The sequence below is a fragment of the Pseudomonas azerbaijanoccidentalis genome (assembly GCF_019145495.1).
GTDB lineage: Bacteria > Pseudomonadota > Gammaproteobacteria > Pseudomonadales > Pseudomonadaceae > Aquipseudomonas > Aquipseudomonas azerbaijanoccidentalis.
In genome coordinates this window covers 269,363-294,929 of sequence record NZ_JAHSTU010000005.1, presented here as the reverse complement: position 1 = coordinate 294,929, position 25,567 = coordinate 269,363, and the positions used below count along the sequence as shown (strand labels likewise).

Sequence of the window (25,567 nt, the reverse complement as noted above, 5' to 3'; positions counted from 1 at the left end):
AGCGCAGGAGTTAGCCCATGGCCATTCAGTTCAAGATCATCGATCACGTGGCGCTGATCGTGCTCGATGCGCAGCAGTCCAATAATGCGCTGAGCGTCAGCGACCTGATGCACCTGCGCAAGACGTTGGGTGCCTGCCAGGATGACGAGCAGGTGCGGGTCATCGTGCTGACCGGCGCGGGTGAGCGCGCCTTTTGCTGCGGCGCCGGCCTCAAGGAGTCGTTGCGGCCCGCGTCCGGGTTTGTCGCCGGAACCCTGAAAAGCCGCGAGACCGAAGCCGAAGAGGGCGGCTACACACGCCTGTTCGACCTCAGCGACCTGGACATCTGGAAACCGATCATCGCCGCCGTCAATGGCGCCTGCTTGGGCGGCGGTCTGGAACTGGCGTTGCAATGTGACCTGCGAATCGCCGCCGCGAGTGCCACGTTTGGCTTACCGGAAGTGCGCGAGGCGAGCATTCCGGCGGCGGGCGGTGTGCAGCTGCTGCTGCGGGCAATTCCCGCTGCCCATGCCATGAAAATCGCTCTGACGGGAGAACCGGTCAGCGCCCAGCAAGCCCTGAGCATTGGCCTGATCATCGATCTGTTGCCTCAGGAACGATTGCTCTCGGCGGCCCTGAACCTGGCCGAGCGGATTGCTGCCAATGGGCCGCTGGCGGTGCAGTCGATCAAGCGCCTGGCCCTGCAGACGGCGCACCTGCCTCCACGGGATTTCGCCATTCAGGCGCATTTTCACTGGGGCTTGCTGCGCGACAGCGAGGACCTCGCCGAAGGTCGCACAGCCCACGTCGAGCAGCGGCCACCCAAATACACCGGCACCTGACGCCGTGCCACCGCCTTTGTCCTGACCTGACAACAATAATTCACAGGAGAGCACCATGTATCTGACTCAAGGGCTGCACCGCGTTCTGCAGCAACGCCCCCATGCCGTGGCGACAGTGTTCCGCGACCGCCGTCGTACCTACACCGAATTGACCGAGCGCGTGGCGCGACTGGCCGGCGCCCTGCAGGAACTGGGCATGCAGACTGGCGATCGGGTTGGCCTGCTGGGGATGAACTCCGACCGATTTCTCGAATATTTCCTCGCGACCTGGTGGGGCGGCGGTGTGGTCAACCCGGTGAACATCCGCTGGAGCGTGCCGGAAATCGTCTACTCGCTGGATGACTGCGACACGCGCATCCTGCTGATCGACGACACGTTCCTGCCTATGGCTGAAGGCATCGCCAGCACCGCCAAGGTGCGGCCATTGCTGATTCACATCGGTGACGGGCCATTGCCTGACGGCATGCTGTCCTACGAGCAACTGATCCGTGACGCGTCGCCGGTCGACGATGCGTTTCGCGGCGGCGACGACCTGGCCAGCATCATGTACACCGGTGGCACCACCGGCCGGCCCAAAGGCGTGATGCAATCGCACATGAACCTGTGGTCGGCGGCAGTGGCCCGGGCCGCCGATGTGCCGGTGCCGTCCGATGCGCTGACCTTACACATCGCACCGATGTTTCATCTGGCGGCGCTGTCGCGGGTGATCCTGATCTCCCTGTTGGGGCTGCCGAGCATCTTCGTTCCGGCCTTCGATGCGCTGGACGTGATGCGTACCATCGAGCGCGAACGCATCACCGACATCCTGATCGTGCCGACCATGCTGCAAGCGTTGATCATGCACCCGGAGTTTTCCAGGCATGACCTGAGTTGCCTGCGCAGCCTCACTTACGGCGCTTCGCCGATTGCAGTGCCTTTGCTGGAAATGGCCCTTAAAGCCTTGCCGAATGTGGAGTTCACTCAAGGCTACGGCATGACCGAAGCTGCCCCGCCGATTTCTGCCAACGGCCCGGAAAACCACAACGCCGCCGGCATCGCCAGTGGCCGGTTGCGTTCGGCCGGGCGGCCGGGTCTGGGTGTTACCGTGCGCATCGTCGACGAACAAGACAATGAAGTGCCGTGCGGCACCGTGGGTGAAGTGGTGGTGCGCGGCCCGAACATCATGCTCGGCTACTGGAACAATCCCGAAGAAACCGCCAAGGCCCTGCGTGGCGGCTGGATGCACACCGGTGACGGCGCCTACATGGACGAAGAGGGCTATCTGTACATCGTCGACCGCTTCAAGGACATGATTGTCAGCGGTGGCGAGAATGTGTATTCCGGCGAAGTGGAAAGCGCCATCGCCAGTCACCCGGCGGTCGCCGCGTGTGCGGTGATCGGTATTCCGTGCGCGCAGTGGGGCGAAGCGGTGCATGCGGTGGTGGTGCTCAAACCGGACAACACAGTGGCCGGTGCGCAAATCATCGAGCACTGCCGCCATCAGATTGCCGGCTACAAAACCCCGAAGTCGGTCGAGTTCCGCACGGCCTTGCCATTATCCGGCGCCGGAAAAGTGCTCAAGCGCGACCTGCGCGAACCGTTCTGGGCCGGCAAGGATCGGGGCGTGAGCTGACAACATGTACATGACCCAATGCCTGCAGCGCACGCTGCAACAGAACCCGGATCACCTGGCAACCATTTTCGCCGAGCGCCGCCACACGTACCGCGAGTTTGGCGAACGCGTCGCACGCCTGGCGGGCGCCCTGCAATCGCTGGGCATGGCGGCCGGTGAGCGGGTCGGCATGCTGGCGCTCAACTCCGACCGCTACCTGGAATACATCATGGGCGTGTGGTGGGGCGGCGGTGTGCTCAACCCGGTGAATGTGCGCTGGAGCGTGCCGGAAATTGTCTATTCGCTGGACGATTGCAGCACGGCCATCCTGATTGTCGACGAGCACTTTGCCGCGTTGGCCGAAGAGATCCGCAAGACCACCCGCCATGCGCCACAGTTCATCTACGCGGGCGAAGGCGAAGTGCCGGCGGGCATGCTCGGTTTCGAGCAACTGATTGCCCAGGCGCACCCCGTCGAGGACGCCGGGCGCGGCGGCGCGGACCTGGCCTGCATCATGTACACCGGCGGCACCACCGGGTTTCCCAAGGGCGTGATGCAGTCGCATTTGAACCTGTGGTCGGCGTGCATGCCGCGCATGGTCGACATGCCGCCGATACGCGGTGGCCTGTTGTTGCACGTCGCACCGCTGTTCCATGTGGCGGGCCTGGCCCGGGCACTGATCCAGTTTCTGGCCGGCGAAAGTCATGTGCTGGTGTCCGGGTTTGATGCGCTGCAAACGCTGCAGATCATCGAACAGGAACGGGTCACCGAGACGTTGCTGGTGCCGACGATGATCCTTGCCTTGTTGGCGCATCCAGACTTCGAACGCTATGACCTGGGTAGCCTGAAACGCCTGACCTACGGCGCTTCGCCCAGTGCCGGTGACATGGTCGAGCAGGTGCTCGCCAGGTTTCCCGATATCGAGCTGTCGCACTCTTATGGCCTGACCGAGGCCTGCCCGGTGGTGTCGAGCAACCTGCCGTGTAACCACACGCCGGAGGCGCGCATCAGCGGACTGTCCCGTTCGGTGGGGCGTGGCGGTCTGGGCGTCAACGTGAAAATTGTCGATCCGCAAGGCCACGAAGTTCCGCGTGGCACGGTGGGCGAGATCATCGTGCGCGGGCCGAACATCATGCAGGGTTACTGGAACAAACCCGAGGAAACCGCCAAGGCGTTGCGCAACGGTTGGTTGTACACCGGCGATGGCGCGTGGATGGACGAGCAGGGTTACCTGTTCATCGTCGACCGGCTCAAGGACATGATCGTCAGCGGCGGTGAAAACGTTTACTCCGCTGAAGTCGAAAACGTTCTCGCCCGACACCCGGCCGTGGCCCAGTGCGCGGTGATCGGCATTCCCCATGCGCAGTGGGGCGAGGCGGTGCATGCAGTGGTGGTGTGCAAGCCCGGTTCGCAAGTCGATGCCGAGCAATTGCGTCTGTACTGCCGCGAATTCATCGCCGCCTACAAATGCCCGAAAACCATCGAGTTCCGCGACGAACTGCCGCTCTCGGCAGCCGGCAAAGTCCTCAAGCGCGAACTGCGCAAGTAGCCACACCACAACCCCTGTAGGAGCTGCCGCAGGCTGCGATCTTTTGATCTTGTTTCTGAAAAGCAAAGTCAAAAGATCGCAGCCTGCAGCAGCTCCTACAGGGAGGGGTTTCACTTTTAGCTCCGACCAGGAGCGCTACCCGATCCGGGTGGCTGCACCACCACCCCCCGCCCATACAGTGGACTCACGAACCAGGCGCTCGCTTGCCTGGCAACCCACTGGAGATTCCGATGCACATCAACCGTACCGTCTACCGTGAAGACCACGAAATGCTGCGTGAAACCGCGCGCCGTTTCTTCGAGCGTGAATGCCTGCCCAAGCAGGCACAGTGGGACGAGGCCGGGCAAGTCGACCGCGAAACCTGGCTCAAGGCCGGGCGCCACAACCTGCTGTGCCTCACCGTGCCGACCGAGTACGGCGGTGGTGGCGGCGACTTCGGGCACTCGGCGGTGTTGATCGAAGAACTGTACCGCGCCGGTGTCTCCGGTTGGAGCCTGGGCGTGCACTCGGACATCGTCGCGCCGTACATCGTGCGTTTGGGCACCGAAGAACAGAAGCAGCAATGGCTGCCGAAAATCTGCTCCGGCGAAACCGTCCTTGCCGTTGCGATGACCGAGCCGGGCACCGGTTCCGACCTTAAGGCCATCCGCACCACCGCCGTGCGCGACGGTGACGAGTGGGTGATCAACGGCAGCAAGACCTTCATCAGCAACGGTCTGACCTGCGACATGGTCGTGGTGGTGTGCAAGACCGATCCGAGCGCCGGCGCCAAGGGTTGCAGCCTGATCATGGTCGAGTGTAACCGCGAAGGTTTCCGTCGCGGGCGCAAGCTGGAAAAAGTCGGCCAGCACGCCGCCGACACAGCCGAACTGTTCTTCGATGACGTGCGCGTACCGGTGGGCAACCTGCTGGGCGAAGAGAACAAAGGCTTCATGCACCTGATGGAAGAGTTGCCGCAAGAGCGCCTGGTGATCGCTCTGTACAGCGCCGCCAAACTCGAACGCCTGCTGGAGCAAACCGTCGAGTACGTCAAGGACCGCAAGGCCTTCAACCAGACCGTGTGGGACTTCCAGAACACCAAATTCAAACTCGCCGACATCAAGGCCAAGGCCACCGCCGTGCGCCTGACCATCGACCACTACATCGCCGAACACATGCGCCGCCGCCTGACCGTGCAGGAATCGGCCATCGCCAAGCTGTACGCCACCGAAACCCTGTGGCAGTGCATCGACGACATGGTCCAGCTGCACGGCGGCTACGGCTACATGCTCGAGTACCCGATTGCCCGTGCGTTCGTCGACATGCGCGTCACGCGGATTTTTGGTGGCACCAGTGAAGTGCTGCGCGAACTGATCGCGCGTCAGTTGTGATCCTTCCCCCTCATTTTCAGGTGACACCATGAGCGAAAAAGTACTGGTTGCCGGCGTCGGCATGATCCCGTTCCGCAAGCCCAGCGACAGCCCGACCTATGTGCAGATGGGCGCCGAAGCGGTGCGCCGCGCGCTGGCCGATGCAGGTATCGATTACCACTCGGTCCAGGAAGCGTATGCCGGTTACGTCTACGGCGATTCCACCTGCGGCCAGACCGTTCTCTACGAAGTGGGCATGACCGGCATTCCGGTGGTCAACGTCAACAACAACTGCTCCACCGGCTCCACCGCGCTGTTCCTGGCGCGCAAGGCCATTGAGTCCGGCTCGGCCGATTGCGTGCTGGCGGTGGGCTTCGAACAGATGCAGGCCGGCGCCTTGAAGTCCCACTGGGACGACCGCCCGCCAACCCGCGAGCGTTTCCTGCCGATCCTGCGCGGGTTGACCGCCGACATGGACGGCATGCCCCAAGCCATCCGCACCTTTGGCGGTGCCGGGCGCGAGTACATGCAGAAATACGGTACCAAAGTGGAAACCTTCGCCGCGGTGCGCGCCAAGGCCAGCCGCCACGCGGCGAACAATCCGCTGGCACTGTTTCGCAAAGTGCTGAGTGTCGAAGACGTGATGAACGATCCGGTGATTCTGCCCGGCGTGATGACGCGTCTGATGGCCTGCCCGCCAACCTGCGGTGGTGCGGCGGCGATCCTGGTCTCGGAACGCTTTGCGAAAAAACACGGCCTGCGCCGCGACGTGGAAATCGTCGCCCAGGCCATGACCACCGACACCCCCGAGTCCTTCAACTTCGAAAAGCCGTCGATGCTCGATTGGGTCGGCACCCACATGACCCACGCCGCTGTCGGCCAGGTCTACGAGAAGGCCGGCATCGGCCCGCAGGACATTGATGTTTGCGAACTGCATGACTGTTTCGCCCAGAACGAAGTGATCTGCTACGAGTCGCTGGGTTTCTGCCCCGAGGGCGGTGCCGAGAAATTCGTCATGGAGGGCGACAACACCTACGGCGGGCAAGTCGTCATCAACCCGTCCGGCGGCCTGCTTTCCAAGGGCCATCCGCTGGGCGCCACCGGCCTGGCGCAATGCTACGAGTTGACCCAGCAGCTGCGTGGCAATGCCGAGCAGCGGCAGGTCGAGGGCGCTCGCTTGGCCATGGCTCACAACCTCGGACTGGGTGGCGCCTGCGTGGTGACGCTGTACGGAAAAACCCGTGGCGTCGAGCAGTGATCAGCGATTTTTACCGGTGAATGTCACCGAGCGTAACGCCCGGCGAGCGCTGCTCAAACCGGGTTGTTGCACCACGCAATCAGCCATGAACAACCCGGGTTCAAATCACCCGTTCGGGTGTGAGGCCCTCACGGGATCGCCGCTAGCATGGGCGCTCCAACACTTATCCCTAACCGGAGAAACCGCATGACAAAAACAACAATGCGCGGAGTCTTCCAGCCAAGTTTGCTGGCCGTAGCTGTAATGGTTGCCACTGGCGTGAGCAACCAGGCTCACGCTGTTGATTTCAACATCGGTGAGATTCAGGGGAGCTTCGATTCGTCGTTGTCGATCGGCGCCAGTTGGTCCACCACCGATGCCGACAAACAGTTCATTTCCAACTTCAACTCCCAGGGTGTCACCGGTGGCGAGTCCTCTTCGCGGACCACAGACGACAACCGGCTGAACTTCAAGAAGGGCGAAACCTTTTCGAAGATCTTCAAGGGTGTGCATGACCTGGAACTGAAATACGGCGATAGCGGTGCCTTTGTGCGCGGCAAGTATTGGTATGACTTCGAGCTGATGGACGAGAGTCGTCCGTTCTACGACATCAACGACAGTGGGCGCGATCGCGCGGCCAAATCGTCCGGTGCGATGTTCCTCGACAGCTTCGTCTACCACAACTACACGATCGGCGATCAGGTCGGCAACGTACGCCTGGGCAAGCAAGTGGTGAGCTGGGGCGAGAGTACGTTCATCGGCAACTCGATCAACAGCATCAACCCGATCGACGTTGCAGCGCTACGTCGTCCGGGCGCTGAAGTGAAAGAAGGCCTGATCCCGGTCAACCTGCTTTACGTGTCTCAGGGCCTGGCCGATAACGTCACCGCCGAAGCGTTCTATCAGCTGGAGTGGGACAAGTCGGTGGTCGATAACTGCGGGACGTTCTTCGGCAACGATGGCCTACCACAAGGTTGCAACGACCGGCTGGTGATTGCCGGTCTCGATTTGCCACCGGGCGCCGCGAGCAACACCGGAGGTTTGGCCGCCATCGCTGCGGGGACGGACGATGCCTTTATTCCACGCGTGAAAGACAAAGATGCCCGCGACAGTGGCCAGTATGGCCTGGCGTTGCGCTGGTACGTGCCTGAAGCCAACGACACCGAGTTCGGTGCCTACGCGATGAACTACCACAGCCGCAGTCCGTACCTGAGCATCAACCAGATGAGCAACCCGACAGGTGGCGTAGCGTCGGCGCGCAGTGCCCGTTACTTCGTCGGCTACCCGGAAGATATCCGCCTCTATGGCCTGAGCTTCCAGACCAACGTCTCGGGCGTGTCCCTGGGGGGCGAAGTCAGCTACCGGCCGAACATGCCGCTGCAACTGAACACCGCCGACCTGTTGTCTTCCGCGACCTTTGGCGCCACCTCGCCGCTGATCACCACCGGTTTTGCCGGGCGTAATCTCGGTGCCGAGGTTAACGGCTACAAACGCATGCCGGTGACCCAGGCACAAGTGACCGCCACCCAGTTCTTTGATCAGGTGCTGGGTGCCAGCCGCCTGACCGTGGTCGGCGAGGTCGGTTACAACCACATCAATGGCCTGGGCAAGGCCGACGGTTCGGACCTGCGCTTCGGTCGCAGCCCGGCGTTCGGTTCCGGTGAACTGCCGGGCGCTGCCGGTGCCGCCACCTGTCTTGGTACCGCCGCAGGCACGGCATCGGCCAGTAACCCGGCCCAGGAATGCAACGACGACGGCTTCTACACCAGCAGCAGCTGGGGCTATCGCCTGCGCGGCAAGCTCGATTATCAGAACGTGATCGCCGGTATCAACCTGTCGCCGAACATCGCCTGGTCCCATGACGTTCAAGGCTACGGTCCGAATTTCGATGAAGGCTCCAAAGCGGTCAGCCTCGGTGTGGATGCTGACTACCTGAACACCTACAACGCCAGCCTGAGTTACACCAACTACTTCGGTGGCGATTTCAACACCAACGTCGACCGCGACTACGTTGCGCTCAGCTTCGGCGTGAATTTCTGATGCAACCCTGCCAGAGGAAACTGAACATGAACGCACGTATATTTCTGCGCGCTGGCGCACTGAGTCTGTCGTTGCTGGCCAGTGCTGTGATGGCCGCTGTCTCCCCGCAGGAAGCGGCGCAATTGGGTACTACGCTGACGCCGCTGGGTGCGCAGAAAGAGGGCAATGCCAACGGCAGCATCCCGGCCTGGACCGGCGGCCTGAAACCCGGCGCCGCGGCGCTCGACAATGGCTTCCTGGGTGATCCGTTTGCCGGTGAAAAACCGCAATTGGTGATCACAGCGGCCAACGTCGACCAGTACAAGGACAAGCTGACGCCGGGGCAGGTGGCGATGTTCAAGCGCTACCCGGACAGCTACAAGATCCCGGTATTCAAGACCCAGCGCACCGCTGCCTCGCCACAGAACATTTACGACATCGCCAAGAAGAGTGCGGTGACCACCGAGCTGACCCCGGACGGCAACGGCCTGGTCAACTTCACCCAGACCCGTTACTACCCGTTCCCGATTCCGAAGAACGGCGTCGAGGTGTACTGGAACCACACCAACCGCTATCGCGGCGGCAATATGGAGCGCCAGGCTGCCCAGGCCGCACCGCAAACCAACGGCTCGTATTCCATCGTCGAGTACGATGACAAGCTCGCGTTCCCACAGTTGATGGACGGCGTCACCGGGGGCGAGGGTGACAACGTCCTTTACTACTACAAGCAGGAAATCACCGCCCCGTCGCGCATGGCCGGCAGCGTGATCCTGATCCACGAAACCATCGACCAAGTGAAAGAACCCCGCTTGGCGTGGGTCTACAACGCTGGCCAGCGCCGCGTGCGTCGTGCGCCGCAAGTGGCGTATGACGGCCCGGGTAACGGCTCTGACGGCATGCGCACCGCTGACAACACCGACATGATGAACGGCGCGCCGGACCGTTATGACTGGAAACTGGTGGGCAAAAAGGAACTGTACATCCCGTACAACAACTACCGCTTGCAGTCGCCGAAAGTGAAGTATGACGACATCATCAAACCGGGGCACATCAATCAGGATTTGACCCGTTATGAGTTGCATCGCGTCTGGCATGTCGAGGCGACGCTCAAGCCCGGCCAGCGTCATGTGTATGCCAAGCGCGACATGTACTTCGATGAGGACACCTGGCAACTGGCCGAAGTCGATCACTACGACGGTCGGGGTCAGCTGTGGCGGGTGGCGGAAGGCTATGCGATCAACGATTACGAGCGCGGTTCGCCGAACTTTGCCATGCTCGGTATCTATGACCTTATTGCCGGTCGCTACAACGTGCTGGCGATGACCAACCAGTCCAAGCACGCCACGACTTACGGCATGACGGCGAAGATGACCGATTTCACCCCGTCGGCATTGCGTAACGCCGGCATCCGCTGACCTTTGAACCTCGCTTGAAACAACGCCCTGTTCGCAGGGCGTTGTGCGTTGTGCCCACCTGATGTGGGTGGCGCCTGATCCGTCGCGTGGCCCAATGATGGAATCCTCTCTTCATCAGCGAGGTCCGTCATGTTTGTGCCACGGCCGCATCTGGGTGAACTGCTCAAGCGCGAGCAGCGCCGTTTGCAACTGCTTTGTGCCCCAGCCGGGTACGGGAAAACCGCGTTGGTGCGTGAGTACCTGGATGGGTTGGAAGACGCGGGGCGGGTGGTGTGGGTGAGGTTGGGTGGGCGGGAGCAGACGCTGGAAAGTCTGAACGCCGCGTTGGCAAATGCGCTGGGGGTGGCGGCGGATGCCGTGTTGGCGTTTCTCGATTCGGGATATGGGGTGGCAGAACCATCGCTATCGCGCGCAGGCTCGCTCCCACGGGGGAGCGCGGTCAACGGTAGGAGTGAGCCTGCTCGCGATGAGGCCTTCCCAACCCACGAAGATCCAAAGATTCGCCTGGTCTTCGACGACCTGCCCGCCGAAATGCCCGCGGACTTGAACCACTGGTTCGATCAACTCCTGTCCCTGCACAACCCCCACCTGCACATACTGGTCACCTGCCGCCAACGCCCCGACTGGAATCTGCCACGACTGATGCTAGACGGCCAACTACTTGAACTCGATGCCAGGCAATTGACCTTGCGCCCGAATGAATTCAAAGCGTTGATCAATGCCATGGCGCCCGATACCGATAGCGCATCACGGGAAAAACTCTGGCACGAAACCGGCGGGTGGTGCGCCGGGGTGCGTCTGTTGTTGCCGCAGGCGTCGGGGGATGCAACGCCGTCGCTGCTCGGCCATTACCTCGAACGGGAACTGTTGTCGCGCCTGAGTGAGAAACAAAAGGAGGTGCTGTGCGGTCTTGCGCATTTGTCCAAGGCCAGTGCCGACCTCTGCGATCAACTGTGGGAGGGACAACAGGCCGGTCAGGTGTTCGATGGTCTGGCGTGCCAGGCTTTTCTGGTTCCGGTCGATCAACAGCCCGGTTGGTTCCGCTTGTTGCCTGCCGTGGCACAGGCCCTGCACGCTCAATTGAAGGGGGCACCGCTGACCCGCTTGCGCCTGCGCGCCTGCCAATTGCTCAGCGTGCTGGGGCATGTCGATGATGCGGTCGAGCAAGCCCTGTGCGCCGATCAGCCGGAAGTCGCCGCCAACTACATGGAGCGTTTGTGGCTCAGCTGGATACTGGGCGAGCGCCACCTGAACAAACTGATGGACTGGCGCGAACGCATCGAGCCGCAGTTGCTGCAAAGCAGTCCGCGCCTGATCTACCTATGTGCCAAAGCCTTGTTGTTCAGTGGTCGGCTGGACGAAGCCCAAACGTGCCTGCAACGGTTGGGACACTTTCTGCCGCTCCCCGATCCGCAGCGCAATCGGCGATTGTTGGCGAACTGGCAAGGGCTGCTCGGTACGTTGCACGCCCTGCGCGGCAACACCAACCTGGCGCGTCTGCACTGCCGCGCGGCGCTTGCAGAGCTGACCATTCAGGACTGGTTATCGGTGTTGCTGTGTCATTGCATCCTGGCGCGTATCGCCATGCAAACCGGTGATCTGGCTGAGGCGCAAACGCTTCTGCAGTCTTCGCTGGAGTTGGCCCGGCGTCAGGGCAGTTGTGAGTCGGAGGTGTTGGTCAACACGGACAGGGCGCGCTTGATGATGCTTCAGGGCGATTTGAACCAGGCGCAAGCGCTGTTGCGCGCCGAGCTCAAGCGCTTGAACGGCAACCGGGCGCAGCCGTATCCGTTGCTCGGTCGGTTGCTGTTTATGCACGGCGAATTGCTGTTGCAGCAGGGCCGTATCAGTGAAGCAGAGGAGGCCACGCAAGCCGGATTGGCGCAGGTACGCGACTGTTGCGCACCATTCGTACTCAATGGCTACCTGCTGTTATCCGAAATTGCCTCACGCAATCACCAGCCGGAAAAGGCACACCTGATGTTGTACGAAGCCGAGCGGCGCATGCATTGGGGCAGGATCGACTGTGCCTGTTACGAGGAGCCGATCGCCGCGCAAAAAGCCCGGATTGCGCAACGCGAACAACCGGCACCCGCCCGCTTGAACGTGGTGCCGGATTATCAGGATGACCTGACGCCCCGCGAGGTTTCGGTGCTCAAGTTGCTGGCCGAAGGCATGTCGATACGCGAAGTCGGCAGCCGCCTGTTCATCTCGGAAAACACCGTTAAAACCCACGCCAAAAACATCAACGTCAAGCTCGGTGCCTGCCGCCGCACCCAGGCCATCAACAGCGCCAAAGCCATGGGCATCCTCGCTTGAAACAGCGCTGGCGTCCGCCACCCACCTGATCCGGGTGGCGGCGTCGCGCCAGTGATGGTCAACCATGCAGCCAGACCCTACGCAACGCTGCCTGAGCGCGGCCGCGTCCTGACAAAAACAAGAGAGGTAATGATGAGCGCCATCGAGAGTTCGCCGAGTACCGACATCCGCACGATCCTGGAAAAACAGCGGGCGGCGTTCCTGGCCCGCGAACCCTACAGCTGCGACGAGCGTTGTGAGTTGCTCGACCGGGCGATCGGCTTGCTGGTCAATCATGAACAGGAGATTGTCGAGGCGCTGACGGCGGACTTCGGTCATCGCAGCCCGGGTTTCTCCAAGGGCAGCGAAGTGCTGTCGCCACTCGCGACGCTCAAGCAAACCAAAGCCGAACTGGCCGAATGGATGCGCCCGGAACAACGTCAGGCCCGTGTTGGTGAAGCCTGGGTGCAATACCAGCCGCTGGGCGTGGTGGGCATCGTCACCGCATGGAACGTGCCCGGCTACATGGTGTTTAGTGGTTTGGCCGGGGCCTTGGCCGCCGGCAACCGGGTGATGATCAAGCCGTCGGAATTCACTCCGCACACCTCGGCATTGATAGCCCGGTTGATCCGCTCGGTGTATGACGAAGATGAGGTGGCGGTGATTGTTGGCGGGGCCGAGGTCGGCCAGACCTTCTGCAGCCAGCCGTTCGATCATCTGCTGTTCACTGGCGCCACCAGCATTGGCAAACACGTGCTGCGCGCGGCGGCGGACAACCTGGTGCCGGTGACCCTGGAACTGGGCGGCAAGTCGCCGACGATTATTTCCCGCACCGCCGATTTCAAGGACGCAGTGGCCAAAGTGGTCATCGGCAAACTGCTCAACGCCGGTCAGCTGTGCGTAGCCCCCGACTATGTGTTCGTGCCGCAAGAGTCGGTGGATGCCTTTATCGCCGTGGCCAAAGCCGTGGTCGCCGGGTTCTTCCCGACGCTCAAGGACAACCCCGAGTACACCTCGATCATCAATGCCCGGCACTACGAGCGTTTGCAGGGCTACCTGAGTGAAGCGCGTGAAGCGGGTGTCGAGTTGATCGAATTGAACGCCGCCGCTGAAGATTTCAACGAGGGCGCGCGCAACAAGATTGTGCCGACCCTGCTGCGCAATCCCGGTGACGAATTGCAGATCATGCAGGACGAAATTTTCGGCCCGCTGCTGCCGATCATTCCTTACGACGCTATCAGCGAAGTGGTCGCCCGGATCAACGCTCGGCCGCGGCCGTTGGCGCTGTATTACTTTGGCCATGACGCCGCCGAAGAGGCCCTGGTCCTCACGCGCACCTGTTCGGGCGGCGTGACCCTCAATGGCGTCTTGAGCCATGCCAGCACCGAAGGCCTGCCGTTCGGCGGCGTCGGTCAGAGCGGCATGGGCGCTTACCACGGCATCGACGGCTTCCGCACGTTCAGCCACGCCAAAGCGGTGTTGCGCACAGCGGCCAACCCGGCCTGAACCCCACAATATTCTTGAGAGAACTGTCATGAAAGCTGCCGTATTCCATCAGGTTGGTGCCCCGCTGGTCATTGAAGAAGTGGGCATCAGCAAACCAGGCCCGCGTGAAGTGCTGATTCGCACCAAAGCGGTGGGTGTCTGCCATTCCGATTTGCATGTGATCGATGGCTCGTTTCCGTACCCGGGGCCGTTGGTGTTGGGCCATGAAGCCGCGGGTGTGGTCGAGCAGGTGGGTTCTGAGGTGCGCTCGGTCAAACCCGGTGATCATGTGGTCACGTGCCTGACCGTGTTCTGTGGCCATTGCGATCACTGCGTGACTGGCCATCTGGCGCGCTGCGTGTCCCCGGAAACCAAGCGCGGCAAGGATGAAGAGTCGCGCCTGACATACGTGCAAAAGCCGATCCCGCAATTCGTCAACTTGTCCGGTTTTGCCGAGCAGATGCTGGTGCACGAAAACGCCTGCGTGGCGATCCGTCGCGACATGCCGCTGGATCGCGCCGCACTACTCGGTTGCGCCGTCACCACCGGTACCGGCGCGGTGTTCAATACCGCTAAGGTGCGTCCGGGTGAAACCGTGGCCGTGATTGGCTGCGGCGGTATCGGCCTGGCCGCCATCAACGGCGCGGCACTGGCCGGAGCGGGGCGGATTATCGCCATCGACATGCTTGACTCGAAACTGGAGCTGGCCAAGCAATTCGGCGCCACCAACGTGATCAACGGCCGTGACGGCGATGCCGCCAAGCAAGTGATGGAACTGACCCGGGGTGGCGTGCATCACTCCTTCGAATGCATCGGCCTCAAGCAGACCGCCGAACAGGCGTTCGCCATGCTGGCGCGCGGCGGCACCGCCACGGTGATCGGCATGCTCAAGCCGGGCCTGAAAATTGAACTCGATCCGTTGCAACTGCTGCACGAGCGACGCATCCAGGGTTCGCTGATGGGTTCCAACCGCTTCCCGGTCGACATGCCGCGCCTGGTGGATTTCTACATGGCCGGCAAGCTCAAGCTCGACGAGATGATTTCCCAACGCATCCGCCTGGACCAGATCAACGAAGCGTTCGATGAGCTGCGCCGCGGCGAGTTGGCGCGCTCGGTCATCGTCTTCGACTGACACGCCTCATACCCCCTGTAGGAGCGAGCCTGCTCGCGATGGTGGACCAGCTACATCGTTGTCGTCCGACACACCATCGCGAGCAGGCTCGCTCCCACAAGGGATTGTGTGTTGCCCCAATGCTTTTGGAGTGAATGGATGGACATTGAATTCACGCTGCACGAACAGGCCTTTCGCGAGGATGTCCGGGCGTTCCTGCGCGACAACCTGCCAAGCGAACTGTCCGAGCGCATCTCGCTGGGCAAGCGCCTGAGCAAAGAGCATCAGGTGCAATGGATGCAGATTCTCGACCGCCAGGGCTGGCTTGCGCCGGGGTGGCCGGTCGAGTTCGGCGGCACTGGCTGGAGTGCCGTGCAAAAGCATATCTTCGACGAAGAGTGCTTTGCCGCCGGCGCGCCGAAAGTGGTGTCGTTTGGCCTGAAAATGGTCGCGCCGGTGATCATCAAATTCGGCACCGAACAACAGAAAGCGCACTTTCTGCCGCGTATTCTTTCGTGTGAAGACTGGTGGTGCCAGGGTTATTCCGAACCCGGTGCGGGCTCTGACTTATCCTCGTTGAAAACCCGCGCTGTGCGCGAAAGCGATCATTACGTGGTCAACGGCCAGAAAACCTGGACCACCCTGGCGCACTATGCCGACTGGATGTTCTGCCTGGTGCGCACCGATCCGGAGGCGCGTCAGCAGCGGGGCATTTCCTTTCTGCTGATCGACATGAGAACCCCGGGCATCACCGTGCGGCCCATCATCACCCTCGACGGTGAGCATGAAGTCAACGAAGTGTTTTTCGACAACGTGCGGGTGCCGGTGGCTAATCTGGTCGGGCAGGAAAACCAGGGCTGGACCTGCGCCAAATACCTGCTGACCCACGAACGCACGAGCATTGGCGGCATCGCCCAGAACAAAGCGCTACTCAGCCGTCTCAAGCGCATCGCCAGCCAGCAAGTGCGCGACGGCCAGCCATTGTTCGAAGACCCGCTGTTTCGCCTGCAGATCGCTGAAGTCGAAATGCAGCTGATGGCCGCTGAAATGAGCAACCTGCGCACTCTGGCCGCCACACAAAACGGTGACGTACCGGGCGCCGAAAGCTCGTTCCTGAAGATCAAGGGCACCGAGATTCGCCAGGCCATCACCTACCTGATCAGCAAAGCCGTCGGTCCTTATGCATTGCCGTTCATTGAAGATGAGCTGGGTTACGGTGATGAGTCGTTGCTCTATACCGACTACAGCAGCGCAGCCACCTATCAGTACCTGGATGCCCGCAAGGCCTCGATTTACGGCGGTGCCAACGAAATCCAGAAGAACATCATCGCCAAAATGATTCTCGAACTGTAAGGGCCTGGACCATGGATTTTAAACTGACCCAAGAGCAGCTGATGCTGCAAGACACCGCCGCGCGGCTGGTGCGTGACACCTACAGTTTCGAGCAGCGCGAGGTTTACCGTCAGCGTGAACATGGCTTCAGTGGCCCGTTCATGCAGCAGTTGGGTGAGCTTGGCCTGTGCGCGGTGCCGTTTGCTGAAGCCTACGGTGGCTTTGGCGGCAGCGGCGTCGAGAACATGTTGATCATGGCCGAGTTGGGGCGTGGCCTGTGCCTGGAACCGTACCTGCCATCGGTGATTTTCGCCGGTGGCCTGATCAACCAATTGGGCAGCAAGGCGCAAAAGGAATCGTTGCTGCCGGTGATTGGCGACGCCAGTTTGCAACTGGCGGTAGCACTGGATGAGCCGCACAGCCATTACCAATTGCATGATGTGCAAACCGTCGCCGAGCCGGTGAGCGGCGGCTGGACACTCAATGGTCGCAAATCGGTGGTGGTCGGCGGGCAAAGCGCGGGGCTGATACTGGTTTCGGCGCGCACCAGCCACGGGGTTCGTGACGAGAGCGGTATCAGCCTGTTCCTGATCGATCCGCAAGACAGTGGCGTGCGCCGGCGTTCGTTCGCCACCATGGACGGGCGGATGGCCTGCGAGCTGTACCTGGACGATGTGTTTGTCAAAAGCAGCGCGATACTCGGTGAGGTCGGGCAAGCCTTGTCGGCGCTGCGCTACCAGCAAGGTCGCTGCATCGCCGCGCAATGCGCCGAAGCGATTGGGAGCATGGAAGCGGCCTGCGCGTTAACCCTCGACTACCTGAAAACCCGCCAGCAATTCGGCCAGCCGATCGGCAAATTCCAGGTGTTGCAACACCGCATGGTAGACATGCGCATCGAGCTGGACCAGGCCACCTCAATGACAATACTGGCGGCCTGCGTCGCCGACCAGGCCGACAGTGAGGAGCGCAGCCGCATTCTGGCAGCGGCCAAATTCATCGTCAGCCGCGCCAGCCGGTTCGTCGCCGACCAAGGCATTCAATTGCACGGCGGTATCGGCCTGACCTGGGAATACATGCTGTCGCACCATGCCAAACATCTGTTGATGGTCGCGCGTCAGTTTGGTGATGACGATCACCATTTGCGGGCTTATGCGAAGTTGATGCAGGTGGTTTGAGTCGAGGAGGGCATCGGCATCAACACGTACTGATCACAGCGGCCCGGTTCATTGAACCGGGCTGTTTCTTTTTCCGCGATGCCACTTTGAACGCACGTCCCCATTGATCACCTCACGTTTACGGTCCTACCTGCCATTAGCGGTCACTCGACCGCTCAGTCACTTTCCCGATTAATTTTCCTGGCGCGTGTTGACAGTTCATTTCGTTCGAATCTAATCTGCATACAGCGCTGCACACATGACGGCGCACAACGATGTAGATTTGTACCTTCCTGCCTACAAGAACGAAATCATCGGAGAGGTCAAAATGGCTCGGTTCCTTCCTCGCACCATCCGCAACATGCTCGTTTGTGCATCCGCTATTGGCGCGTTGCTCACTCAGGTCCCCGCCCAGGCGGCTGACGTTTCCCTCTGGAAAGACATTCAGAAAGCAGGCGTTTTGCGTTGCGGAGCGGCCGTCGCCGCGCCTTACGTGATGCGCGATGCCCGTTCAGGTGAATACAGCGGCTATTTCGTGGACCTGTGCCGGGACTTCGGCGAGAAGGTGCTCAAGGTCAAAGTCGAGTTTGTCGACACCAACTGGGACAACCTTGTGGCGGGGTTGCAAGGTGGTAAATGGGACATGGCCATGGCGCTCAACCAGACGCCCGAACGCGCACTGGCGGTGAGCTTTTCGGTGCCGGCCACCGACTATCAGGTGTCATTGCTGATCAATAAGGACAACCCGAAACTGGCGAATACCGGCAATACCCTCGCGGATTTCGACAAGCCTGAGGTGACCTTTGCCGTCATGTCCGGCACCGCGCAGGACAAGGCCATTTCCGCTGTGATCAAGCAGGGCAAAATCATGCGCTTGCCGGGCATGGACGAAGTGCGCCTGGCGGTGATGTCCAAGCGCGCCGATGTGTTGGTCGATGCCAGTGACACCAACCACTTGTTCGCCGTGGCCAACCCCGGCTGGTCGAAAGAAGTCCTGCCCAAGCCCGCGCTGGCCAAGCAAGGTGTGGCCTTCGGTGTACGCCGGGACGTGAGCGCCGCCGACTTGCAGACGTTGAACATCTACATCTCCCAACGCCGCGAGACAGGTGAGATCGACGCCCTGGTCGACAAGGCCTCGCAACTGGCCAACGCCGACAAAACCCCTCAGTAAATCCCGCCGATGTCGAGCGCGTAGCGGGCTGCGCGCTCCCGGAGAATGTTCGATGAAAGCTTCCAATCTGGCGGCGGTGCCGCCACGGCCTTTGCACGCCTGCGAAAAGCACAACGGTGAATTCATTCAGCTGCGCGATGTGTACAAATCCTATGGCGAAAACCTGGTGGTGATGGATCACCTGGACCTGGACATGCGAGCCGACGACCGTCTGGTCATCATCGGTCCCAGCGGCAGCGGCAAGAGTTCTTTGCTGCGGGTCATGATGGGCCTTGAAAGCATTCAGGGCGGCACCATCCGCTTCCAGGGCAAACCCTACATCGACGGCAATGCCCGAGGCAAAGGCAAGCCCATGGACAACACGCTGCAAACCCAGGTGGGCATGGTGTTTCAGCACTACACGCTGTTTCCGCATTTGTCGGTGTTGGGCAACCTGATTCTGGCCCCGATGAAAGTGCATGGCCTGTCGAAAGCGCAAGCCACCGAGAAGGCCAGGGCACTGCTCGCCCGATTGGGCCTGGAGAGCAAGCTCAACGTTTATCCCAGCCAGTTATCGGGTGGCCAGAAACAGCGTGTGGCGATTGCCCGGGCATTGATGCTCGAACCCAAGCTGATGCTGTTCGACGAAGTCACCTCGGCACTCGACCCTGAAATGGTCATCGAGGTGCAGAACGTGATGCTGCAACTGGCCGAACAGAAGATGGCGATGATCATCGTCACCCACGACATGCACTTCGCCCGGCATATCGCCACCCGTGTGGTGTTCTGCGCCAACGGCAAAGTCGTCGAGCAAGGCCACCCCGACCAGTTGTTCACCCAGCCCAGGGAACCGCGCACCCGCGAGTTTCTGGAAAAAGTGCTGCATCTGGACTGAGGAGCGCGAACATGAACTATCAATTCGACTTCAATTTTCTCAGCGGCAATTTTGGCCTGCTGTGGGACGGATTGAAGGTCACCCTGCAATTGGCCCTGGTGTCGAACATCGTCGGACTGGTGCTGGGTTTTGGCCTGTGTCTGCTGACCTTGAGCCGCTGGTTCTTCCTGCGCTGGCCGGCCCAACTGTTTATCGAGTTTTTCCGCTGTACGCCGGTGCTGCTGCAAATCGTCTGGTTCTTCTACTGCGTGCCCATGCTGTTCGATGTGTTCATCGATCCGATCACCATGGGCGTGCTCGCCCTGGGCCTGAACCTCACGGCCTTCAACGCCGAGGCTTATCGGGCCGGGGTGCAGGCCGTGCCGCACGAACACCTGGACGCCAGCGTCGCCCTGGGCCTGCGCCCCTCGCAGAGCACGCTCTACGTGATTCTGCCGCAAGCGCTGCGCAGTGCCGTTCCGGTGCTGATGACCAACGGCATATCGATCCTCCAGCAGAGTGCGCTGGTGGCGATTGTCGCGGTGGGGGACCTGATGTACGTCGGCAAAAGCATCGCCACCGAAGCCTACCGACCGCTGGAAACCTACTCGCTGATCGCGCTCATCTACTTCGCCCTGTCGTTACCCATCGCACAGTTCGTGCAGTGGCTGGAACGTCGTCAGGACACCGCGCTCGCGCGCTGAGGAGGCTGTGATGAACCTTGATTTCACCGTGGTGTTTTCTTACTGGCAGGCCCTGTTGCAGGGGCTGGCGCTGACGCTGGTGTTCACGGTCGGCTGCGCCATTCTCGGCAGCTTGTGCGGCTTTGTGTTGAGCCTGTTGCGGGCCTCCGGCAGTCGCTGGTTGAGCGTGCCGGCCGGTCTGTACGTGGAGCTGTTTCGCGGCACGCCGTTGCTGATCCAGTTGTTCTGGGTGTTCTTCTGCTTTCCGGTGGTGTTCGGCGTCGACATTCCGCCTTACCTGTCGGTATTGCTCGCGCTGACCTTGTACATGACCGCCATCACCAGCGAGACCTTCCGTGGCGCGCTCAAGTCGATTCCCGGCGAGCAGCACGATGCCTGCGTCGCGTTGGGCCTGGCCTCATGGAACAAAACCGTGTTCGTGGTGTTTCCCCAGGCGTTGCTGCGGGGCATTCCGCCGCTGCTGTCCAACGTGGTTTCACTGTTCAAGGAAAGCGCGCTGATTTCTTCGGTGGGCATCGCCGACCTGATGTTCGTCGGCCAGAACATCTCCAACAGCACGGCCCGCCCGGTCGAGTTTCTCTCGGCGGTGGCTGTGATCTATTTCCTCGTGGCATTCCCGCTGACCCGACTGGTCGGCGTGATCGAAGCGCGGATGCTGCGTCGTTATGCGTACTAACCCAACCCCGTCATCCAACCCAAGTGGAGTGTCTTCAATGACCCAACTCAAAGGTATTTTGCCTGCTCTGGTCACCCCGTTCGACAAGGCCGGCAAAGTCGATTTCGACATGCTCTCCAACATCATCGAGTTTCAACTCAAGGCTGGCGTCACAGGTTTCGTGCCACTGGGTTCCACCGGCGAGTATTACGCCCTGACCAACGAAGAGCGTCGCCAGATCCTGGCAACCGTGCGTGAAGTGGTGGGTGATCGTGGTGTGCTGATTGCCGGCGCGAATGGCTCCTGCACCCGTGAAGTGATCGAGCAGGTCAAGCAGACCCGTGATGCCGGCTACACCAATCTGTTGATCGCACCGCCTTACTACGCGTTGCCATCCCAGCAAGAGTTGATCGGTCACTACCAGGCGATTCTCGACGCCGTGCCGGACATCGACCTGGTGTTGTACAACTACCCGGTGCGCACCAACGTCGAAGTCGGCTTTGACGTGCTGGATGCGTTCAAGGACAACAAACGCGTGATCGCCATCAAGGAAAGCAGCGGCAACCTGCTGCGTGCCATCGAAATCGGCAACACCTACAAAGACAACTATCAGCTGTCCTGCGGCTCCGATGACCAGGCACTGGACTTCTTCCTGTGGGGCGCCACGAGCTGGATCTGCGGCCCGGCCAACTGCCTGACTCAACAGGTGTGCGATTTCTACAGCAAATACACCAGCGGTGACCTGGCCGGCGCGCAGGCCATCGTGCGTTCGCTGTTCCCGGTACTGGCGGACATGGAGTCGGGCAAGTTCATCCAGAAGGTCAAGTACGGTTGCGAGCTCGCAGGCTTTGACGCGGGCAATGCGCGCATGCCACTGCAACCGCTGACCACTGAAGAGAAGGCCGGTTTCCGCAAGGCGTTTGAACTGGCATTGGGCTAATGGCGATTGCCGCATCGGTCGCCACGCACGACCGATGCGGCGCTACGGAGTGAGTGAGATGACCCGACACGTTTTCAGCAGTATCGAAGGCCATACCGAGGGCATGCCCGTGCGCATGGTGATAGCCGGCGCGCCTGCGCTCAAAGGTCGAACCATGAGCGAGCGTCGCGAAGACTTCATGGCCAACTTCGACTGGATTCGCCGTAGCCTGATGCTCGAACCCCGTGGCCATTCTCATATGTCGGGTACGGTTTTCTATCCGCCATTGCGCGCCGACAGCGACTTCAGCCTTGTGTTTATCGAGACGTCCGGCTGTCTGCCGATGTGCGGGCATGCCACGTTGGGTTCGATCACGTTCGCGCTTGAGGCAGGGCTGATTGAACCGAAAACCCCGGGCACCGTGGTGGTGGATGTTCCGGCGGGGCAGATCCATGCGACCTACGTGCGCGATGGTGACAAAGTCAGCTCGGTGCGTTTCACCAACGTGCCGTCGTTCTTGTTGCACCGTGACCTGGAGATCGACTTCCCGCCGTTGGGCGTGCTGAAGGTCGACATCGCCTACGGCGGCAACTTTTACCCGATTATCGAGGTGCAACCGAACTACCCCGGTTGCGAGCATTTCAGCGCGCAGCAACTGCTGGATTGGGGCCGGGAGATGCAAGCTCTGGTCAACCGGTCCGTGGACGTGGTTCACCCGGAAAACCCGGCGATCCGTGGCGTAAAACATTGCATGTGGACAGGCGCGCCCTTGTCAGGCCAATCCCAGGGACGGGCCGTGGTGATTGCCGGCGACAGCCTGATTGATCGTTCCCCTTGTGGCACCGGCAGTTCGGCCCGGGTCGCGCAGCGCTTTGCCCGTGGCTGGTTGGCTGAAGACGGCGCCTACCGTCATGAAAGCCTGATCGGCAGCTTCTTCGTCGGTCGCGTGGCGCAGCAATTGCTGCTTGAAGACGGCCATCCGGCGATTCGCCCCAGTATCGAAGGAAGGGCGTGGATCACCGGGCGCGCAGAGTTTATTGTCGACGATACCCAACCCTGGTGGGACGGCTTCAGTCTGGAAGACTTCGCCGCTCCAGCCCCCGCGCAAGAGACTTCCCTATGACACCTCTGCAGTCCGTTGCACCTGTACCTGCCCTGGAAAAGGCCGTCGTGGTCGGCGGTGGAATCGTTGGCGTCTGTTGCGCGCTGTACCTGCAACGCGAAGGCTATGCGGTCACCATGATCGATCCGGCGGCGGCGGGGGACAGCACCGCGAAATGGAGCTGCGGGCAGATGGCGGTCAGCGAAGTCATTCCGCTGTCCAAACCCGGGATCCTGAAGAAAATACCGGGCTGGCTACTGGACCAGAAAGGCCCGCTGGCGCTGCGGCCCGGTGCATTGCCCGGCATTCTGCCGTGGTTCCTGCGTTTTCTGGCCTGTGCCCGACACTCGAAAATTGTCGAGATTTCCGAAGACATGGCGACGCTCACTCACCATGTCTATGAGGACTACGCGCCCTTGCTTGAAGCGTGCCCCGACAAGACTCTGATGGGCGAACGGCCAATCCTCGAGCTGTTTGATACGTCGTCAGGCCTCGAACACGAACGTGAGCACCTGGCACTGCGTCAGGCGCTGGGCTTCAAGTCCGAAGTGCTGGATGCCGCGGCAATCTCGGATCTCGAACCGTCATTGGCCGGCAAATTCAGCCATGGCCTGCTGTTTGCGGATTGGCGTTCTGTCAGCGATACCAAGGGCTTTATTGCCGCGTTGACCCAAAGCTTTCTCGACCAGGGCGGGGTGCGTGTCCGTGGCCAGGTCAAACGCATTGATGAGGTGGCCAACCGTGCCAGCGGCGTCACCCTCGGCGATGGCCAACGCTACGCCGCGGATCATGTGGTAATCGCTGCCGGCACGGGCTCGCGACAGTTTTTCGAGCAGATCGGCGCGCAGGTGCCGCTGGCGGGAATCGCCGGTTATCAGGTGTTGCTGCCCACTCCCGGGGTGGAGATTCGTCACTCGGTAATTTATGCCGATGGCGGTTTCTGCTTCAGCCCGATGACCCGTGGTCTGCAGATTGGCGGCACCATCGAGTTTGCCGGTCCGAACGCCGAGCCGAACTTCAAGCGCGCCGACATCATTCTTGAGAAGGCGCGAAAAATCCTTCCCGGGTTGCAACTGGACAACGTTGAGTACGGCGTTGGCTACCGGCCGTTTCTACCCGACACCAAACCGGTGATCGACCGCAGTGCGCGCCTGTCGAACGTGTTCCTCGCCTTCGGTCACGGCCAGCTCGGCCTGACACTGGGCGCGACCACCGCACGCCTGATCACTGACCTGGTTGCCGGTCGCACACCGGCCCAGGACCTGACCCCTTTTAGCGCCAAGCGCTTTGCCCTTGTTGGAGGCCATGCATGAAATCCCATGACCAGCTCTATATCGACGGCCAGTGGGTTCGCCCGAAGAATGGCGGCACCTTTGAGACGATTGATCCGAGCAACGAATCGGTCATCACCCGGGTCGCGGCGGCGACGGCGGACGACATTGACCTGGCGGTAAACGCTGCACGCCGTGCCTTTGATGAGGGTCCCTGGCCGCAAATGACCGGCGGTGAACGTGCGACGGTTCTGCGGGCCATCGCCAACGGTATTCGTGAACGCCAGGACAGTTTGGCCGAACTGGAAGTGCGCGATAACGGCAAACCGCTACCTGAAGCCCAATGGGACATCGCCGATACGGCCGGTTGTTTCGACTTTTATGGCGACCTGGCCGACGATCTCGATGGCCATCGCGAGCAGCGCATTGCCCTCGCCGATGAACGCTTCACATCCATTGCGCGCAAAGAACCGGTGGGCGTTGCCGGCGCCATCATTCCGTGGAACTTCCCGATGTTGATGGCGGCCTGGAAAGTCGCGCCGGCCTTGGCCGCCGGTTGCTGCATGGTGCTCAAACCGTCGGAACTGACGCCATTGACCGCCCTCGAACTGGCCGACATCGCCCATCAGGCCGGCTTGCCCGCCGGGGTGCTGAACGTGGTGACGGGACTTGGCCCTGACGCTGGCGCGCCGCTCAGCGAGCATCCGGGGATAGACAAGCTGGCGTTCACCGGCAGCGTTCCCACCGGCACGCGGATCATGCAGGCCGCTGCCCGGGATATAAAAAACATCAGTCTGGAACTGGGCGGCAAATCACCTTTCATCATCTTTGACGACAGCGACATCGAGGCCGCCGTCGAATGGATCATGTTCGGGATTTTCTGGAACCAGGGGCAAGTGTGTTCGGCCACCTCCCGTGTTCTGGTGCAGCGCGACCTGTACGAGCCGCTGCTCAAGCGCCTGGTGGAGCAGACCCAGCGTGTCAGCATCGGCAACGGAATGGACGAAGGCGTGCTGCTCGGCCCGCTGGTCAACCGCGGCCAGTACGACAAAGTGTTGGCCGCCATTGCCCGTGGCCGCGAGGAGGGGGCGACGCTGCTTGCGGGCGGCACGCGTCCGGCGCAGTGTGAGAAAGGCTATTTCCTCACCCCGGCGATTTTTGCCGATGTGCCTGAGGACAGCTGGATCTGGAACGAAGAAATCTTTGGGCCTGTGGTGTGTGTGCGCCCGTTCGATGACGAAGCCGATGCGGTGCGTAGCGCCAATGACTCACGCTTCGGCCTCGCCGGCGCCGTGATGTCCCGTGACCTTGAGCGTGCCGAGCGCGTGGCTCGTCGCCTGCGGGCGGGGATCGTCTGGATCAATTGTTCGCAACCGACCTTCACCGAAGCACCATGGGGCGGCTACAAACAAAGCGGCATCGGTCGCGAGCTGGGCGAGTGGGGCTTGAACAATTACCTGGAAACCAAACAGATCACCCGCTACGACAGCGAGCAGCCGTGGGGCTGGTACATCAAGTAAAGGAGCCCGGC

Annotated in this window: 20 protein-coding genes; all 20 read left to right on the top strand. The window is 61.3% G+C overall.

The annotated features are described in order from the left end of the window. Positions 1-17 precede the first annotated feature (17 nt). The 20 genes from KVG88_RS18930 (at position 18) to KVG88_RS18835 (ending at position 25,556) form a co-directional block, all read left to right on the top strand. Positions 18-821, top strand: coding sequence for an enoyl-CoA hydratase/isomerase family protein (locus tag KVG88_RS18930; protein WP_217872375.1), 804 nt, complete (start codon positions 18-20; stop codon positions 819-821). A gap of 55 nt (positions 822-876) precedes the next feature. Beyond that, complete coding sequence (locus KVG88_RS18925; RefSeq protein WP_217872374.1) at positions 877-2,433, top strand: acyl-CoA synthetase; 1,557 nt, start codon at positions 877-879, stop codon at positions 2,431-2,433. Positions 2,434-2,437: 4 nt separating this feature from the next. After that, positions 2,438-3,961, top strand: coding sequence for an acyl-CoA synthetase (locus KVG88_RS18920; RefSeq protein WP_217872373.1), 1,524 nt, complete (start codon positions 2,438-2,440; stop codon positions 3,959-3,961). Positions 3,962-4,191: 230 nt separating this feature from the next. Next, positions 4,192-5,331: an acyl-CoA dehydrogenase family protein gene (locus KVG88_RS18915; protein ID WP_217872371.1), complete on the top strand. Its 1,140-nt coding sequence runs from the start codon at positions 4,192-4,194 to the stop codon at positions 5,329-5,331. A 28-nt stretch (positions 5,332-5,359) separates the two neighbouring features. Further along, the gene (locus KVG88_RS18910) at positions 5,360-6,568 is read left to right on the top strand and encodes a lipid-transfer protein (RefSeq protein WP_217872369.1); all 1,209 of its coding nucleotides are present in this window, start codon (positions 5,360-5,362) and stop codon (positions 6,566-6,568) included. Positions 6,569-6,754: 186 nt separating this feature from the next. Next, positions 6,755-8,587, top strand: a complete 1,833-nt coding sequence (locus KVG88_RS18905; protein WP_217872367.1) for a DUF1302 domain-containing protein — start codon at positions 6,755-6,757, stop codon at positions 8,585-8,587. A gap of 26 nt (positions 8,588-8,613) precedes the next feature. Continuing rightward, a complete protein-coding gene (locus tag KVG88_RS18900) occupies positions 8,614-9,981 on the top strand; it encodes a DUF1329 domain-containing protein (RefSeq protein ID WP_217872366.1) in 1,368 nt (455 codons plus the stop codon). Positions 9,982-10,110: 129 nt separating this feature from the next. Further along, the gene (locus KVG88_RS18895) at positions 10,111-12,300 is read left to right on the top strand and encodes a LuxR C-terminal-related transcriptional regulator (protein WP_217872365.1); all 2,190 of its coding nucleotides are present in this window, start codon (positions 10,111-10,113) and stop codon (positions 12,298-12,300) included. A 54-nt stretch (positions 12,301-12,354) separates the two neighbouring features. Then, on the top strand, positions 12,355-13,785 hold the full coding sequence (locus tag KVG88_RS18890; RefSeq protein WP_225934064.1) for a coniferyl aldehyde dehydrogenase: 1,431 nt from the start codon (positions 12,355-12,357) through the stop codon (positions 13,783-13,785). Positions 13,786-13,813: 28 nt separating this feature from the next. Further along, entirely contained in the window at positions 13,814-14,896 is a 1,083-nt protein-coding gene (locus tag KVG88_RS18885; RefSeq protein WP_217872362.1) for a Zn-dependent alcohol dehydrogenase, read from the top strand. A gap of 138 nt (positions 14,897-15,034) precedes the next feature. Further along, a complete protein-coding gene (locus KVG88_RS18880; RefSeq protein ID WP_217872361.1) occupies positions 15,035-16,228 on the top strand; it encodes an acyl-CoA dehydrogenase family protein in 1,194 nt (397 codons plus the stop codon). A gap of 11 nt (positions 16,229-16,239) precedes the next feature. Further along, on the top strand, positions 16,240-17,382 hold the full coding sequence (locus KVG88_RS18875) for an acyl-CoA dehydrogenase family protein (protein ID WP_217872355.1): 1,143 nt from the start codon (positions 16,240-16,242) through the stop codon (positions 17,380-17,382). Between the two features lie 307 nt (positions 17,383-17,689). Then, complete coding sequence (locus tag KVG88_RS18870; RefSeq protein ID WP_217872354.1) at positions 17,690-18,532, top strand: transporter substrate-binding domain-containing protein; 843 nt, start codon at positions 17,690-17,692, stop codon at positions 18,530-18,532. Between the two features lie 52 nt (positions 18,533-18,584). Continuing rightward, complete coding sequence (locus KVG88_RS18865) at positions 18,585-19,406, top strand: amino acid ABC transporter ATP-binding protein (RefSeq protein ID WP_276530183.1); 822 nt, start codon at positions 18,585-18,587, stop codon at positions 19,404-19,406. 11 nt (positions 19,407-19,417) lie between these two features. Continuing rightward, on the top strand, positions 19,418-20,089 hold the full coding sequence (locus KVG88_RS18860) for an amino acid ABC transporter permease (RefSeq protein WP_217872353.1): 672 nt from the start codon (positions 19,418-19,420) through the stop codon (positions 20,087-20,089). Between the two features lie 10 nt (positions 20,090-20,099). Continuing rightward, positions 20,100-20,765 (top strand): amino acid ABC transporter permease, encoded by a 666-nt coding sequence (locus KVG88_RS18855; protein WP_217872352.1) that lies wholly within the window; start codon positions 20,100-20,102, stop codon positions 20,763-20,765. A gap of 37 nt (positions 20,766-20,802) precedes the next feature. Next, the gene (locus KVG88_RS18850; RefSeq protein ID WP_217872350.1) at positions 20,803-21,684 is read left to right on the top strand and encodes a dihydrodipicolinate synthase family protein; all 882 of its coding nucleotides are present in this window, start codon (positions 20,803-20,805) and stop codon (positions 21,682-21,684) included. Between the two features lie 58 nt (positions 21,685-21,742). After that, positions 21,743-22,786 (top strand): 4-hydroxyproline epimerase, encoded by a 1,044-nt coding sequence (locus KVG88_RS18845; RefSeq protein WP_217872349.1) that lies wholly within the window; start codon positions 21,743-21,745, stop codon positions 22,784-22,786. Next, a complete protein-coding gene (locus KVG88_RS18840) occupies positions 22,783-24,078 on the top strand; it encodes an NAD(P)/FAD-dependent oxidoreductase (RefSeq protein ID WP_217872348.1) in 1,296 nt (431 codons plus the stop codon). The genes KVG88_RS18845 and KVG88_RS18840 overlap by 4 nt, the downstream gene beginning before the upstream one ends. Further along, a complete protein-coding gene (locus tag KVG88_RS18835) occupies positions 24,075-25,556 on the top strand; it encodes an aldehyde dehydrogenase family protein (RefSeq protein ID WP_217872347.1) in 1,482 nt (493 codons plus the stop codon). The genes KVG88_RS18840 and KVG88_RS18835 overlap by 4 nt, the downstream gene beginning before the upstream one ends. Positions 25,557-25,567 lie beyond the last annotated feature (11 nt).

Excerpts from the sequence above, each read along its gene's own strand:
- KVG88_RS18900 (WP_217872366.1), top strand. The coding sequence starts at position 8,614 with ATGAACGCACGTATATTTCTGCGCGCTGGCGCACTGAGTCTGTCGTTG.
- KVG88_RS18880 (WP_217872361.1), top strand. The coding sequence starts at position 15,035 with ATGGACATTGAATTCACGCTGCACGAACAGGCCTTTCGCGAGGATGTC.
- KVG88_RS18870 (WP_217872354.1), top strand. The coding sequence starts at position 17,690 with ATGGCTCGGTTCCTTCCTCGCACCATCCGCAACATGCTCGTTTGTGCA.
- KVG88_RS18865 (WP_276530183.1), top strand. The coding sequence starts at position 18,585 with ATGAAAGCTTCCAATCTGGCGGCGGTGCCGCCACGGCCTTTGCACGCC.
- KVG88_RS18925 (WP_217872374.1), top strand. The coding sequence starts at position 877 with ATGTATCTGACTCAAGGGCTGCACCGCGTTCTGCAGCAACGCCCCCAT.
- KVG88_RS18905 (WP_217872367.1), top strand. The coding sequence starts at position 6,755 with ATGACAAAAACAACAATGCGCGGAGTCTTCCAGCCAAGTTTGCTGGCC.
- KVG88_RS18850 (WP_217872350.1), top strand. The coding sequence starts at position 20,803 with ATGACCCAACTCAAAGGTATTTTGCCTGCTCTGGTCACCCCGTTCGAC.
- KVG88_RS18840 (WP_217872348.1), top strand. The coding sequence starts at position 22,783 with ATGACACCTCTGCAGTCCGTTGCACCTGTACCTGCCCTGGAAAAGGCC.
- KVG88_RS18890 (WP_225934064.1), top strand. The coding sequence starts at position 12,355 with ATGGTCAACCATGCAGCCAGACCCTACGCAACGCTGCCTGAGCGCGGC.
- KVG88_RS18910 (WP_217872369.1), top strand. The coding sequence starts at position 5,360 with ATGAGCGAAAAAGTACTGGTTGCCGGCGTCGGCATGATCCCGTTCCGC.
- KVG88_RS18920 (WP_217872373.1), top strand. The coding sequence starts at position 2,438 with ATGTACATGACCCAATGCCTGCAGCGCACGCTGCAACAGAACCCGGAT.
- KVG88_RS18885 (WP_217872362.1), top strand. The coding sequence starts at position 13,814 with ATGAAAGCTGCCGTATTCCATCAGGTTGGTGCCCCGCTGGTCATTGAA.
- KVG88_RS18845 (WP_217872349.1), top strand. The coding sequence starts at position 21,743 with ATGACCCGACACGTTTTCAGCAGTATCGAAGGCCATACCGAGGGCATG.
- KVG88_RS18835 (WP_217872347.1), top strand. The coding sequence starts at position 24,075 with ATGAAATCCCATGACCAGCTCTATATCGACGGCCAGTGGGTTCGCCCG.
- KVG88_RS18860 (WP_217872353.1), top strand. The coding sequence starts at position 19,418 with ATGAACTATCAATTCGACTTCAATTTTCTCAGCGGCAATTTTGGCCTG.
- KVG88_RS18875 (WP_217872355.1), top strand. The coding sequence starts at position 16,240 with ATGGATTTTAAACTGACCCAAGAGCAGCTGATGCTGCAAGACACCGCC.
- KVG88_RS18855 (WP_217872352.1), top strand. The coding sequence starts at position 20,100 with ATGAACCTTGATTTCACCGTGGTGTTTTCTTACTGGCAGGCCCTGTTG.
- KVG88_RS18895 (WP_217872365.1), top strand. The coding sequence starts at position 10,111 with ATGTTTGTGCCACGGCCGCATCTGGGTGAACTGCTCAAGCGCGAGCAG.
- KVG88_RS18930 (WP_217872375.1), top strand. The coding sequence starts at position 18 with ATGGCCATTCAGTTCAAGATCATCGATCACGTGGCGCTGATCGTGCTC.
- KVG88_RS18915 (WP_217872371.1), top strand. The coding sequence starts at position 4,192 with ATGCACATCAACCGTACCGTCTACCGTGAAGACCACGAAATGCTGCGT.